Origin of the sequence: Leptolyngbya boryana PCC 6306, assembly GCF_000353285.1 — a bacterium.
Taxonomy (GTDB): domain Bacteria; phylum Cyanobacteriota; class Cyanobacteriia; order Leptolyngbyales; family Leptolyngbyaceae; genus Leptolyngbya; species Leptolyngbya boryana.
Map to the genome: position 1 here is coordinate 2,690,493 of NZ_KB731324.1, position 12,205 is coordinate 2,702,697.

Here is a 12,205-nt window from a genome sequence, read left to right on the forward strand (position 1 = left end):
TTGAGATATTTCTGTTCTAGCACAGAGTTCTCAACGAAATTAAGCCGCGATCGCCGATGAGCGTTGAGCCGCGAGTTCCATTAAGCGACGAATTCGTTCTTCGGTTGCAGGGTGAGTGCGGAAGAGAGACTGTAACCCTTGGGTTGATAGCGGATTCACAATTAAGAGCGGTGACATTGCCGGATTTCCATTCATGGGGATTTGATGCCCAACGGTCTCCAATTTCTCTAGCGCACTTGCAAGAGCTAACGGGTTGGCAGTGAGTTCAGCAGAACCTTGATCTGCTGCAAACTCACGAGTTCGAGAAATTGCGAGTTGAATCAATGAAGCGGAAAGGGGGGCAAGAACAATCAGAAATAAGATGCCTAAAGGATTGTTGCCCCGGCGATTATTTCCGTAAACTGGCCCATATAGAGCGCCGAAGGTCAAGATGCGACCGAGAAAAGTGATGGCACCTGCGATCGTACCTGCAACCGCTTGCGTCAGCGTATCGCGATTCTTCACGTGAGTTAATTCGTGAGCGAGAACGGTTTCTAATTCTTCTGGAGACAGCAGATCAACAATTCCTTCTGTCACTGCTACAGAAGCATGTTCTGGATCGCGTCCGGTTGCGAAGGCATTGGGGGATTTAGTGGGAACGAAAAAGATTTTGGGCATGGGAATTTCCGCTCGATCGCTGAGTCGTTTCACCATGTCAAAGAGTTCGGGGGATTGTTCACGTTCGAGTGGCTGAGCAGCATAGGATGCAAGCGCAACTCGATCGGAGTAATACCATGACCCAAAGCTCGTGAAAGCTGCAAAGATTAGTCCTAAAATAAGACCTTGCTCATTTCCGACAAGATAGTAACCTGCTAAAACTAGGATTCCGCTTAAAAGTCCTAATAGTCCTGCTGTTTTAACTTGATTGATACCTAGCATGTTGATCAAATTTTGAAGGGGCAGTCTGATTGTCTAAATTTACGTTGTGATTTGACTCTATCTGATGATTGAATCCTCTTTCTCCGACAGAACGAAATTTCGGATGGGTTGTGCAATATGGGCATATAAGCAATGGGTAGGCGATCTGTTTCCCCCGAAAAGCAAAGCCTCTGATTTTCTGAATCTCTATAGTCGTCGTTTTGCTTGTGTCGAGGGCAATACGACGTTTTATTCCATTCCCGATCGCGCTACAGTCGGTCGCTGGAAATCCGAAACGCCTCTTGGCTTTAAGTTCTGCCCAAAGTTGCCGAAAACATTGACTCATTCTGGAAAACTTGCCTCGTCGATATCAGGAGCCTTGAAGTTTTTGGAACTCATGCAGGGACTCGACGATCGCTTAGGGGTCTTGTTTGCTCAATTACCTCCAAGCTATAGCCCTGCGAATTTTGCAGATTTAGAAACGTTTCTTCGCGGCTGGAAGGGTGCAGATTTGGCGTTAGAAGTTCGACATGCCCGATGGTTTCAAGAACCGCATCGCAGCCGCTTGAACGAGCTATTGCAAGAGTTAAAGATTGGGCGAGTGTTGCTAGATACACGTCCAATCTATGAATGCGAAGATGATCCGCAGTTGGAGAGCGAACGCAAAAAGCCGAAAGTTCCATTGCAGCCGGATGTGACTGCACCGTTTACTTTGATTCGATATATCAGCCATCCAACTTTGAATCAGCAGTATTTGGAAGAATGGGTAAAAATTGTCGATCGCTGGCTACAACAAGGCACAGAAATTTACTTTTTTGTTCATTGCCCTGTTGAAGAACATTCACCCCAAAACGCCCGCCAATTCCAAAGATTACTAGAGCAGCAAGACGTGAATGTTCCGCCTCTTCCCTGGGATTTGATAGAACAACCGCCCTCACAGATGTCCTTGTTTTAATTTATTTCGTAGCTGTCGAGGAGCATTATTCGTCTCGTCCTGGGATGGAGCAGTCTTCACGAATTTCATGCTGCCATGCGATAGGATCAATCCCTGAAAAAGCGCGATTTGCTGATAATCTCTCCAACACTTCAGCCATTTTTTGACCACGAGTAGCAGCATCTAAGCCTGTAGTTTCTTCTAAGACAGTAATATGCACTGGAATCGATTGCTCTCCCAATTCAGGAGCTTCATCAAGCCACTCGATCGAATTGCCCTTTAAAACAGCCTTAAATGTTTGAAGCATGAGGACACTTGTGATCTACATTTCTGTATTATCTCGCTTTTAAGTTTGGCTCAATTCGTTTGGTCAAATTAGTACCAATTTTGAAGAACTCGCTTAAGAATATCACCAACGGAAGCGCCTACAAAAATGGCAAGAATTGAACTGGTGAAAGCAATCACCAAAATATCAATAAATGGATTTAATGTTGGGAACTGCGATTTGTAGCCGATTACCGTAGCAAACCAAATCGAGGCAGCAATCCAAATTCTCAGTTGTTTCCGAACTGAACCAGTTGACAGCGTTGGAGCTTGTTCAGATTCTATTTCAATGCCTGATTCGATTTCAGAGGGGTCTGTCATATTTCTCCTAGTTCTAACGATCCCACTAGACTGAAATTCTCAACAAGAATCCTCCGTTCGTCGTGACAATCAAATCCTTCTCAAACACTACGATGCCCGACGGAATTTGATATTTTGCTGTTTTCACATCCGCGATCGTCGAAACTTTTCCCGCTTGATCGACTGCGACGACTAACCCTGCATTCGTCGTCGCCACAATTTGATCGCGCCAAATCGCCACATTAAAGGGCAATCCAAACCCTGCCTCTTGCAAATTGACGATCGCTTTCACGTCTCCTTTCTCGCTCACCCGCACCAAATGCCCACTCGACTGCGCCACAACCACAGAATCGCCTTGCACGACTAGCCCAAACGGATTCTTAAACTCAGTCAAATTCGCGATCGCTTTCACTTCCCCTTTTTGGCTCACTCGAACCAACTCACTTGTCGATTCGATCACATCCGTCGAGACTGTGACCCAATACTCATCTCGAAACACCGTCACCCCAAACGGCGCACCATAAGCCCCACTCTGACGAGATAAATCCGCGATCGTCTCTACTTTGCCATCGGGTTTCACCCGCATTAAATAATGCTGAGGCAGAAAACCTGATACCGTCGCAATCACATCATTGCCTTGAGCGGTCATCCCAAACGGGACACCTAACTCATCCTTCATAAAATTCGCGATCGCCGAACTTTCTCCCTGGGGTGTCACTCTCAATAGTTGCCCATCTAACAACGGCACAATCAGATCCCCTTGCCTCACCGTAATATTCTGAGGGGTATAGATATTTAGCTTTTGAGAAATCACGGAGAGAGTTGCCATCATCTCAGAAAGTTTAGAAAAGTTGATAAGAATTCAAGCAGAAGGAACTCCGCTAGTATTCTGGGGTCAAAAAAGCTTGTGATTTCTAAGCGTAGCAATGTTACCCTCTACATGCGGTGCAAACCTCAACTTCTATTTAGAATTTGATTCATTGACCTGACGTAGACATCCTCGGTATTCCTGCGCTTGAATCGCCATATAACTCATGTAAAATAACCAAGTTTCCAAAGTCACTTTACATTGAAGAAAGAAATCGCGCAGATCTAACCCGATGAGGTTTGAGTAATTTGCAATCCGTAGACAACCGTTAAATTTCTAGAAAGCCCGATGAAAGCAACGAATTCACTTCCCACCGCCCCCTTCGTCCTCCGACTCGTCGGCATCATTATGATTGTGTCGTCGATGGTGGACTATATTTCGGTTCTAATTCCGCCGAATTTCTCTGATAAAGCCTGGTTCGCGAACGTTGTCACACAAATCGTCGATCGTGGAATCATCCCACTCGTCGGTTTTGCCTTCCTCTTCGCCGGTGCATTCCTAGAAAGCGGTTCTTTCAATCTCGGAGAGCGCGTTAAACCTGTGATGTCGTTCCGGTTCTGGGCGATGCTGCTGTCTTTGCTCCTCGGGTTGGTGTTCCTCATTGCTTTCCCGCTGCACTTAAACAATACCCGTCAGGTTTCGGATCAGGCGCTAGAGCGCATCGATCGAGAAGCAAAAGACGCAGAAAATCAACTCAATACCCAAGTTCAACAGCGTCAAGATCAGATCACTGCTGCGCTGCGTGACCCGAATCAGAGCAAACAATTGGATGATCAACTCAAACAAATTGATGCAGCGATCGCCAGTGGTCAATTAAAAGGAGATCAACTCACTCAAGCCCAACGAGCGCAGAAAGAACTGCAAGCGCTAAAAGCGAATCCCAATTCGGTTGCCGATCGTGCAAAAGAATTCCGCAACACACAATTGACTTCAATTCGCGAACGGCGCACTCAAGCCGAGAATCAAGCGAGAAACGAATTCTGGAAAACTGGAATTCGAGTCGGGATTAGCAGCTTACTGCTTTCGCTGGCGTACTTCGTGATCGGGTGGTCAGGATTACGCGAGTTGGGTGTAATTGGTGGGAAGCGCAAGCCTGTAATGCGATAAAAATCTGAGACTGCTTGCAAGATTAAAAAGGCAAATGGGGAGAACTAGAAGGTGATCCCCTTTGCCTTTTTTTACGGTTATGTTTTCTATTTTCATCCTGACGCACAACGAAGAAGTCGAAATCGCTGCATGTATCGAATCAGCGTTGTTGTCAGATGATGTAATCGTTGTCGATTCTTGTAGCGATGATCAAACGATCGCGATCGCAAATTCTTATCCCGTTCGCGTGATTCAACATCCGTTTGAAAGTCACGGCAAACAGCGCACCTGGATGCTGCAATCTGTCCCTGTGAAACACGAATGGGTATACATCCTCGAAGCCGATGAGCGGATGACGCCGGAACTGTTTCAAGAATGCCTCGACACAATTCAAACAGCCGAGCATATCGGCTATTACGTGGCAGAGCGCGTGATGTTTATGGGCAAATGGATTCGCCGCAGCACGCAATATCCGAGATATCAGTTGAGACTCTTTCAGAAAGAAAAAGTTTGGTTTACCGATTACGGACATACTGAACGCGAAGTCGTAGACGGAACCACTGGATTTCTCAAAGAAACTTATCCGCATTACACCTCTGGTAAAGGCTTCAGCCGCTGGATTGATAAACATAATCGCTATTCGACAAATGAAGCGATCGAAACGATCCATCAACTTGAAACCGGAGGCTTAAATTGGAGCGCGCTATTTTTTGGCAAATCTGAAGTCGAACGGCGACGGGCATTAAAGGATCTGTCGCTGCGACTGCCTTTTCGACCGTTGATTCGATTTTTCTATATGTATCTGCTCTTAGGTGGGATGTTTGACGGCTATCCAGGATTTACCTGGTGTATGCTGCAAGCGTTTTACGAATATTTAATTACGCTGAAGGTTTGGGAACTCCAGCATCAGCCTGTAGACTCTCCCAAACTCGTCACACCGATCCTAGAAAATGTTAAATAATATACAGATCGTGTTCGGATATGTCGAGCGGGGATCAATGATTAAATAAGAAAGCTTAGAAATTCCTCAAATTCTCAACCTTTCTTTACAATATTAATAAACAGAGTAGATGCTGATTGCAAGATTTTTTGAGGAGCGTTCCTAATTGCGATTCAAGAATCGAAATCTACTTTTAAGGTAACGTCTACACTGAATGGCATAGCTGCCGTTAGATGAAGGAGATATCTGTGATCCATCGTCTTAAGCAAGATCTAAAAAACGACCTGATCGCCGGATTACTGGTTGTAATTCCGTTGGCAACGACGATTTGGCTGACGTATACGATCGCGAATTGGGTGATCAATTTCCTGACGCGCGTTCCGAAACAATTGAATCCTTTTGACGGCTTACATCCGCTCTTAGTGAATCTGCTCAATTTTATCGTAGGGCTAGCGGTTCCTCTGTTCAGTATTCTGTTTATCGGTTTGATGGCACGGAATATCGCGGGGCGTTGGCTCTTGGATGTCGGTGAGCAAGTTTTGCAGGCAATTCCGCTAGCGGGTGCGATTTATAAAACGCTGAAACAATTGCTCGAAACGGTATTACGCGATTCGAGTGGAAAGTTTCGCCGCGTCGTTTTGGTGGAATATCCGCGTGAGGGAGTTTGGTCACTAGGATTTGTCACGGGTGCGATCGGAGCCGAGGTGCAATCGCATTTCAAAACGGATATGCTGAGCGTCTTTATTCCCACGACTCCCAATCCGACCACGGGCTGGTATGCCGTTGTGCCTGAGAATTCGGTGATTAATTTGTCGCTGCCGATCGAAGATGCGTTCAAGGTAATTATCTCAGGTGGGATTGTCAGCCCAGACTCAATGAATGTGATTACGACTTCGACAACTACGAAACCTCCTTTAGTTGAAGCAACGGCGGACGAGTAGTACGCTTGAGGGGAATTTGAGGAGGTTGTATGCCGGGTTCCCCTAGTGTGTTGGCGTTAGATTTTGATGGTGTAATTTGTGATGGTCTGAAAGAATATTTCCAGACCTCTTGGCAGGCTTACGCGCAAATTTGGCAGACGGATACGACGCCGAATGAGCAGATCGCACCTGCTTTTTATCGATTGCGTCCGGTGATTGAGACGGGCTGGGAAATGCCTATTTTGATCCGATCGCTGGTAGTCGGTGTGCAAGAAGAAGAGATTTTGCAGAATTGGCTGACGATCGCGACTCAAACGATTGAGAAAGAGCAATTAAAACCGTTAGAGATCAGTGCAGCGGTCGATGGAATTCGCGATCGCAAAATTGCAACCGATTTAGACAACTGGCTGGCAGAGCATGAATTTTATCCGGGCGTGATCGATCGACTGAATACAATTTTGAATAGCTCAACTGATTTTTTCATCATCAGTACAAAAGAAGGACGATTTATCAAGCAGCTTCTGAAACAGGAAGGGATTGAGTTAGCAGATTCGCAAGTGTACGGCAAAGAATCGAAGCGACCGAAACCACAGGTTTTGAAAGAACTCCAACAGGTTTATCAGGGTGCGATCTGGTTTGTTGAGGATCGATTGAAAACCTTACAGGCAGTTGAGCAGCAGGAATCGTTGCAAGAGGTCGAATTATTTCTAGCAGATTGGGGATATAACACGCGATCGGAGCGAGAAGAGGCGCAGAATAGCGATCGAGTTCATCTAATTTCTTTGCAACAATTTGGACAAGACTTTCCGAATTGGCTGTGATGCTTATTCAGTTTGAAGCTGTTGTACCTCAGTTTCAGTTAGCCCTGTGATCTGACTGACTTGCTCGATCGACATTCCTGTTTGCAGGAGATTTCGAGCAACTTGCAGTAGTTGAGATTCTGCTTGATTGGCGCGTTGCCGTTCTTGCTCTGCATCAGTCAGTATCCAATTGCCTTGATCGTCGTACCACCGTAACCAAGACCGACAAATTCCCTCAAATTCGCCTTGCCACAAGCCCAGTCCGATTTCCAGTTCTGGAATCCAAATCCGAGAATTTTCAGGATCAAGGGGTTGTGCTTGATATTTTCCACCCACCAGTTTGAAGAAATGCACCTGATCGTCATAGCGACTAAACACAATGTAGTAAGGAACGCGCAAAATCTGCTCGTAAACCTTCCATTTTGAAGGAGGTTTCTCTGACTTTTGACCTTTCGCTGTCGGCGTTTCAGATGCTTCTCTCACAGGTTGAAGGGGTTCCAACTCGATCTCTGGAGTATCAGCATAGGAACCCAAATCTTCTTTTTCTGTCCCAGGTGACAACAGTTCAACGACCACAAAGGGCGCACGTCGTTCTTGCCAGATCACATAGCTATTGCGGAGATCTCGCCCTTGATACAGACGCGGAACTCCGATCGACAAAAACCAATCTGGGCGCTTGTACCATTGCGGATGTGCGCTGTCGTAATACAGGTTTAACTCTGCTCCCGTAAAAAATTGATCAGTTACGGATTGGCTTAGTCGCAAGGTGCGGCTGAGAAGTTGAGGTTGAAGATCGTGAAATTCGTCGGGCAAACCAGGCTCCTCTGGATTCTCGCTGGGCAAATCATACATCGTTGGGAGCGTTTGCCAGGGAGGAAGTGGTGGATCGGGCTGGGGAAATGGTGAAGTCATAATAGATCAGCGATCGATGAGACTCTACTCTCATATTGTGCCGGATTATTGGGGAAGGCACGAACGCGATCGCTCTCGAAAGATAAGTTGTTTTATCAACCTAATTACGAGATGGAATTACGTAAATTACGAATTTGTGTCATATAAAACAGGAATAACCGCTTCTACTCAGTAATATCCCTGATATTTTTTCATCACAATGATACTGTGTGCAATAGTCGATCGATTTCATTGCAAACGTTGCTTGATGTATAAGAGGGGCAAAAATGAGGAACATGGGTTCAGTCTTTTTAGCACTTGCCATAGGGACGACATTGACAGTTTCTGAGGGGGCTTCTGCACAATCTACACCACCAGCAGGGCAGCAAATTCAGTACACTGGTTCTTTTACAAATGCAACTCATAATCTGAGCGGTGAAGTCCTCATTAATCTGAGCTTTGGCTCCGATGATCAGGTCTCCGGCTATATCAACTTTACAAATTATCCTAACGCTCGTGCGCTATGCGGAGCAGGTAAGCTTACTGGGCGCAGACAAGGTAAAACATTGCAGTTTAGATTTGTCTCTGATGATCCAGATCCAGGTTGTGGTTTCGATCGAGGTTGGATATTTACAGGTAGCGCTACGCTTTCAAGCGATCGCAGTGCGATCGAAAATGGAACTTACCAGGTTATCCTTAGAGGGCGACGTGTTGAGAGTACTGGCATCTTTAGAGCCACTGCTCAGAATGTTGATCCGGTTGCGACTCGGATGCGGCAACTATCTTTACGGGAACAAGTTGGCTATCTGACCCAACTTATCAAAACTGGTAGTGAATAAGACCAGGCTAAAGCAAGAGAGATTTTGAAAACAGCACCCCCCGATGCAATTCCCTACTTAATTCCCTATCTGAAAGAGTCATCACCAGAAGTTCGCAAGGTTGTTGTTCTCTCCTTTGTTGGGATGAAAAGGTCAGCAGAACCAGCAATTCCCCACATCATTCCGCTACTAGAGGACTCAGATGAATGGGTGCGGGCTTACTCCGTCATGGTTTTATTGAATATGGGAGAATCATCCAGTCCCTTCATTCCGCAACTGACGCGATCGCTGAAAGATCCATTTGTGACAGTTCGTTATTTATCGGCGCAGGTATTAGGAGAGATAGGAGTCGCCGCTAAGTCTGCAATTCCTCATCTCATTCCGCTGTTGAAAGAGTCCAATGTCTTTCCTCGTTCTGCGGCAGTAAATGCTTTAGGAAAGATGGGAGAGTCTGCACGAGTTGCGATTCCCCAAATCATTCCGTTGTTGAAAGACAAAATGATTCGGGAGGATGCTGCTCTTGCTCTAGGAAAGATAGGAGAGCTTGCACGAGTTGCGATTCCCCAAATCATTCCGTTATTGAAAGATCCAGACCCAAAAGTTGTGGATGCAGCGAGAGCTGCGCTAAGAAACTTGGGGTATCAGGAATAGTCTGAACGAATCGCATGCTGCAACAAGTAGGCAAATAAAACAAGAAGTCCAGCTTTTCAAATCGGCTGGACTTCTGAAAAATTGGGTCGATCGCGCTAAATTTTCGCGCCGCAATTTGGACAGAACTTATTCGTCGGAAGATTTTCAGTGCCACAACTTGCACATTGAACGGTTTCCGCCGCCCGTTCTAGCAATTTCCGCTCAGGGAGTCCGATCATTTGAGCATTGCTCTTACCGGATGGAACCATCGGATAACAGTTCTCATTCTTCTTGACGCGGACATCCATCAGAACGGGGCCTGGATGAGCGATCATTTCAGCGATCGCACTCTTCAACTCTTCGCGCGTTTCGACAATCATGCCTTTAATGCCAAACGCCTCTGCCAATTTGACAAAATCCGGCGTTCCCACTTGCATGTTGGAATTCGAGTAGCGCTCATCATAGAAGGCTTCTTGCCACTGCCGCACCATCCCTTGCCAACCGTTGTTGACAATCACGGTCTTCACATTGATGCCGTACTGTGCCAGAGTTCCTAATTCTTGAATGTTCATCTGAATACTGGCATCGCCACTGATACAGATCACTTCTTCATCGGGAACTGCCACTTTCGCACCCATTGCCGCAGGCATACCAAAGCCCATCGTGCCAAGCCCCGCACTGGAAATCCAACGACGTGGTCCATTTTTCAAGAACTGTGCTGCCCACATCTGGTGCTGTCCGACATCTGTCGTGTAGAAAGCATGAGGTGCTTGTCGTCCGACTTCTGCAATGACTTCTTGGGGAGAGAGAACACCTGGATATTCGGGAACCACGAGCGGATAATCTTCACGCCAACGATCGATTCGTGCAAGCCATGCCTCTGTCTGATTTGGATTCGCCGGATCATTCTCGTCTGCACTGCGCTCTAACAAGTCGGTTAAAACTTGTTTCACATCGCCCACGATTGGCACATCGGGCAAGCGAACTTTACCGACCTCTGCCGGATCGATATCAATGTGAATGACTTTTGCACGAGACGCAAATTCGTCGAGTTTTCCGGTCACACGATCGTCAAATCTCGCCCCAACTGCAATCAGCAAATCGCATTCCGTGACCGCAAAGTTTGCATAAGCTGTGCCATGCATCCCCAACATGCCGACCGAAAGCGGATGATGCTCATCAAATGCGCCAATGCCCATCAAAGTTGTCGTCACGGGCAGTTTGAAGCGTTCAGCCAGTTCTTTTACTTCTGCATGTGCGCCTGCTGCGATCGCGCCACCACCCACATAAAGCAGAGGTTTCTGAGCCTGACGAATCAATTTCAAAGCTTGTCCAATTTGGCGCGGATTGCCCTTCGTCGTCGGGCGATATCCCGTCAAGCGAACTGATCCGGGATCGATTGGCTCATACTCAAATTGCTCAACGCCGACATCTTTGGGCACGTCGATCAACACAGGACCAGGTCTGCCCGTGCTAGCGATAAAGAAGGCTTCTGCCACAATGCGCGCCATGTCGCGAGGGTCACGCACCACATAGGAATGCTTGACGATCGGTAAAGTAATGCCGTAGATATCTGTTTCCTGGAAAGCATCACTGCCGATCGCAGGTCGAGGCACCTGACCGGTAACGATAACCATCGGAATCGAATCCATGTGAGCCGTAGCGATTCCGGTGACGAGGTTCGTCGCTCCGGGACCTGAGGTTGCGAAACACACACCGACTTGACCCGTGGCACGGGCATAGCCATCTGCGGCATGTGCTGCACCTTGTTCGTGGCGCACAAGAATATGCTGTAGAATTCCGGCTTTTTCGGCACGGTAAAGCTCATCGTAGATCGGGAGAATTGCTCCGCCTGGGTAGCCAAAAATATGTTTAACACCGTGGCGACTGAGACTATCGATTAAAGCAAAAGCACCCGTCACCCGTTGGACTGCCGATCGTTGCTGCAATTGCACTGGGGGAACCTCGTCAAGTATTACGCGATTTGGATAAATTGGAAGAAATTTGTATCGTAGGATGCAAGCAATAAGAATATAGTGTAAAACTGATCCCTATTTGTGTCGAGAGAATTGACTCAAGATATTTTCAAAATGCCCGATGACTGGGGAGTTTGAGCAATCTGAGTGTGAAAAAGCGGTCAGAAAAGCCTGACAATACCGAATTTTTGGGTTGAATCTATTGTCGATCGCGGGCCAATCGGATTCGGCATCGAAATAGACAAAACTTCTAAAACCAACCTTAAGACTGAAACTGAGTGATACCTGCTTTCTCAAGGATAAAGGTTGCAGCCGTCGTGACACGATTTGGGGTTCGATTTGAAAAGTCAACGTAGCCACGAACCAGATGTGGAGAGTGCCACATGGTCAGATGGTCAACGGCTGGATCAGCATAAAAGCTTTCTCCGCCTCCAAGCAGCTTTGAACTCCAATGTGTGAATTGATCGTGGCTCACCCGGTAGATTGGAAAATCTCCAAATAATGGAACTCCCCAGCCATCGATCGCGATCAAGGCAGAAATTGGAATATTGCGATCATACCAAGTTCGAGTGGCAGCGATCGCGCCTACAACTCCTGCACTAAAAGCAATCATCACAACGGGGGCTTGCGGTTCAAAGAAGTCAAGTACATGCTGCGGAGAGTAAACGGGCTGATCTGCTGGAAAGATTAAAACTTCCTGTTGCGACAGTCCTAACGCTGTAACAAATTGCGTCGTTAATGTTGGCGAATGTATGCCCGGACAAATAAAAATCTGCATTGCTGAAGTTTCATCACAATCTACCGAGGGATAGCACCATCCC

At 46.8% G+C, this 12,205-nt stretch carries 14 protein-coding genes; 7 read left to right on the forward strand and 7 right to left on the reverse strand.

The features are described 5' to 3' along the window. Positions 1–39 precede the first annotated feature (39 nt). Positions 40–918, reverse strand: coding sequence for a M48 family metalloprotease (locus LEPBO_RS0113500; protein ID WP_017288105.1), 879 nt, complete (start codon positions 916–918; stop codon positions 40–42). Between the two features lie 103 nt (positions 919–1,021). On the opposite strand from LEPBO_RS0113500, the gene LEPBO_RS0113505 reads away from it, so the two are divergent. Next, complete coding sequence (locus LEPBO_RS0113505; RefSeq protein WP_225885698.1) at positions 1,022–1,852, forward strand: DUF72 domain-containing protein; 831 nt, start codon at positions 1,022–1,024, stop codon at positions 1,850–1,852. A gap of 25 nt (positions 1,853–1,877) precedes the next feature. Here LEPBO_RS0113505 and LEPBO_RS0113510 read toward each other — a convergent pair whose 3' ends face one another. The 3 genes from LEPBO_RS0113510 to LEPBO_RS0113520 all read right to left on the reverse strand — a co-directional run bounded on the left by LEPBO_RS0113510 (position 1,878) and on the right by LEPBO_RS0113520 (position 3,287). Further along, positions 1,878–2,138, reverse strand: a complete 261-nt coding sequence (locus LEPBO_RS0113510) for a hypothetical protein (protein WP_017288107.1) — start codon at positions 2,136–2,138, stop codon at positions 1,878–1,880. A gap of 68 nt (positions 2,139–2,206) precedes the next feature. After that, on the reverse strand, positions 2,207–2,476 hold the full coding sequence (locus tag LEPBO_RS0113515) for a hypothetical protein (protein WP_017288108.1): 270 nt from the start codon (positions 2,474–2,476) through the stop codon (positions 2,207–2,209). A gap of 25 nt (positions 2,477–2,501) precedes the next feature. Beyond that, positions 2,502–3,287, reverse strand: coding sequence for a hypothetical protein (locus LEPBO_RS0113520; protein WP_144056194.1), 786 nt, complete (start codon positions 3,285–3,287; stop codon positions 2,502–2,504). A 324-nt stretch (positions 3,288–3,611) separates the two neighbouring features. Here LEPBO_RS0113520 and hpsJ-B point away from each other — a divergent pair, with 324 nt between their 5' ends. The 4 genes from hpsJ-B to LEPBO_RS0113540 all read left to right on the forward strand — a co-directional run bounded on the left by hpsJ-B (position 3,612) and on the right by LEPBO_RS0113540 (position 7,090). Further along, positions 3,612–4,430, forward strand: a complete 819-nt coding sequence (gene hpsJ-B, locus LEPBO_RS0113525; RefSeq protein WP_017288110.1) for a hormogonium polysaccharide biosynthesis protein HpsJ — start codon at positions 3,612–3,614, stop codon at positions 4,428–4,430. Between the two features lie 79 nt (positions 4,431–4,509). Then, a complete protein-coding gene (locus LEPBO_RS0113530; RefSeq protein WP_017288111.1) occupies positions 4,510–5,370 on the forward strand; it encodes a glycosyltransferase family 2 protein in 861 nt (286 codons plus the stop codon). 227 nt (positions 5,371–5,597) lie between these two features. After that, on the forward strand, positions 5,598–6,290 hold the full coding sequence (locus tag LEPBO_RS0113535; protein WP_197693268.1) for a DUF502 domain-containing protein: 693 nt from the start codon (positions 5,598–5,600) through the stop codon (positions 6,288–6,290). A 29-nt stretch (positions 6,291–6,319) separates the two neighbouring features. Next, positions 6,320–7,090 carry an HAD family hydrolase gene (locus tag LEPBO_RS0113540; RefSeq protein WP_017288113.1) on the forward strand — a complete coding sequence of 257 codons (771 nt, stop codon included), beginning with the start codon at positions 6,320–6,322 and terminating at the stop codon, positions 7,088–7,090. A 3-nt stretch (positions 7,091–7,093) separates the two neighbouring features. On the opposite strand, the gene LEPBO_RS0113545 is transcribed toward LEPBO_RS0113540, so the two are convergent. After that, the gene (locus LEPBO_RS0113545; RefSeq protein WP_017288114.1) at positions 7,094–7,981 is read right to left on the reverse strand and encodes a Uma2 family endonuclease; all 888 of its coding nucleotides are present in this window, start codon (positions 7,979–7,981) and stop codon (positions 7,094–7,096) included. 275 nt (positions 7,982–8,256) lie between these two features. Between LEPBO_RS0113545 and LEPBO_RS0113550 the strand changes: the two genes are divergently transcribed. Together LEPBO_RS0113550 and LEPBO_RS0113555 are read left to right on the forward strand one after the other, a co-directional pair. Continuing rightward, the gene (locus tag LEPBO_RS0113550) at positions 8,257–8,799 is read left to right on the forward strand and encodes a hypothetical protein (protein WP_017288115.1); all 543 of its coding nucleotides are present in this window, start codon (positions 8,257–8,259) and stop codon (positions 8,797–8,799) included. Positions 8,800–8,823: 24 nt separating this feature from the next. Further along, positions 8,824–9,429 (forward strand): HEAT repeat domain-containing protein, encoded by a 606-nt coding sequence (locus LEPBO_RS0113555; RefSeq protein WP_017288116.1) that lies wholly within the window; start codon positions 8,824–8,826, stop codon positions 9,427–9,429. Positions 9,430–9,524: 95 nt separating this feature from the next. Here LEPBO_RS0113555 and ilvB read toward each other — a convergent pair whose 3' ends face one another. Further along, a complete protein-coding gene (gene ilvB / locus LEPBO_RS0113560) occupies positions 9,525–11,363 on the reverse strand; it encodes a biosynthetic-type acetolactate synthase large subunit (RefSeq protein WP_017288117.1) in 1,839 nt (612 codons plus the stop codon). Between the two features lie 283 nt (positions 11,364–11,646). Further along, entirely contained in the window at positions 11,647–12,162 is a 516-nt protein-coding gene (locus LEPBO_RS0113565) for a hypothetical protein (protein ID WP_017288118.1), read from the reverse strand. Between the last annotated feature and the right edge of the window lie 43 nt (positions 12,163–12,205).

Excerpts from the sequence above, each read along its gene's own strand:
- LEPBO_RS0113520 (WP_144056194.1), bottom strand. The coding sequence starts at position 3,287 with ATGATGGCAACTCTCTCCGTGATTTCTCAAAAGCTAAATATCTATACC.
- hpsJ-B (WP_017288110.1), top strand. The coding sequence starts at position 3,612 with ATGAAAGCAACGAATTCACTTCCCACCGCCCCCTTCGTCCTCCGACTC.
- LEPBO_RS0113505 (WP_225885698.1), top strand. The coding sequence starts at position 1,022 with ATGGGTTGTGCAATATGGGCATATAAGCAATGGGTAGGCGATCTGTTT.
- LEPBO_RS0113565 (WP_017288118.1), bottom strand. The coding sequence starts at position 12,162 with ATGCAGATTTTTATTTGTCCGGGCATACATTCGCCAACATTAACGACG.
- LEPBO_RS0113500 (WP_017288105.1), bottom strand. The coding sequence starts at position 918 with ATGCTAGGTATCAATCAAGTTAAAACAGCAGGACTATTAGGACTTTTA.
- LEPBO_RS0113550 (WP_017288115.1), top strand. The coding sequence starts at position 8,257 with ATGGGTTCAGTCTTTTTAGCACTTGCCATAGGGACGACATTGACAGTT.
- LEPBO_RS0113545 (WP_017288114.1), bottom strand. The coding sequence starts at position 7,981 with ATGACTTCACCATTTCCCCAGCCCGATCCACCACTTCCTCCCTGGCAA.
- LEPBO_RS0113540 (WP_017288113.1), top strand. The coding sequence starts at position 6,320 with ATGCCGGGTTCCCCTAGTGTGTTGGCGTTAGATTTTGATGGTGTAATT.
- LEPBO_RS0113515 (WP_017288108.1), bottom strand. The coding sequence starts at position 2,476 with ATGACAGACCCCTCTGAAATCGAATCAGGCATTGAAATAGAATCTGAA.
- LEPBO_RS0113510 (WP_017288107.1), bottom strand. The coding sequence starts at position 2,138 with ATGCTTCAAACATTTAAGGCTGTTTTAAAGGGCAATTCGATCGAGTGG.
- LEPBO_RS0113530 (WP_017288111.1), top strand. The coding sequence starts at position 4,510 with ATGTTTTCTATTTTCATCCTGACGCACAACGAAGAAGTCGAAATCGCT.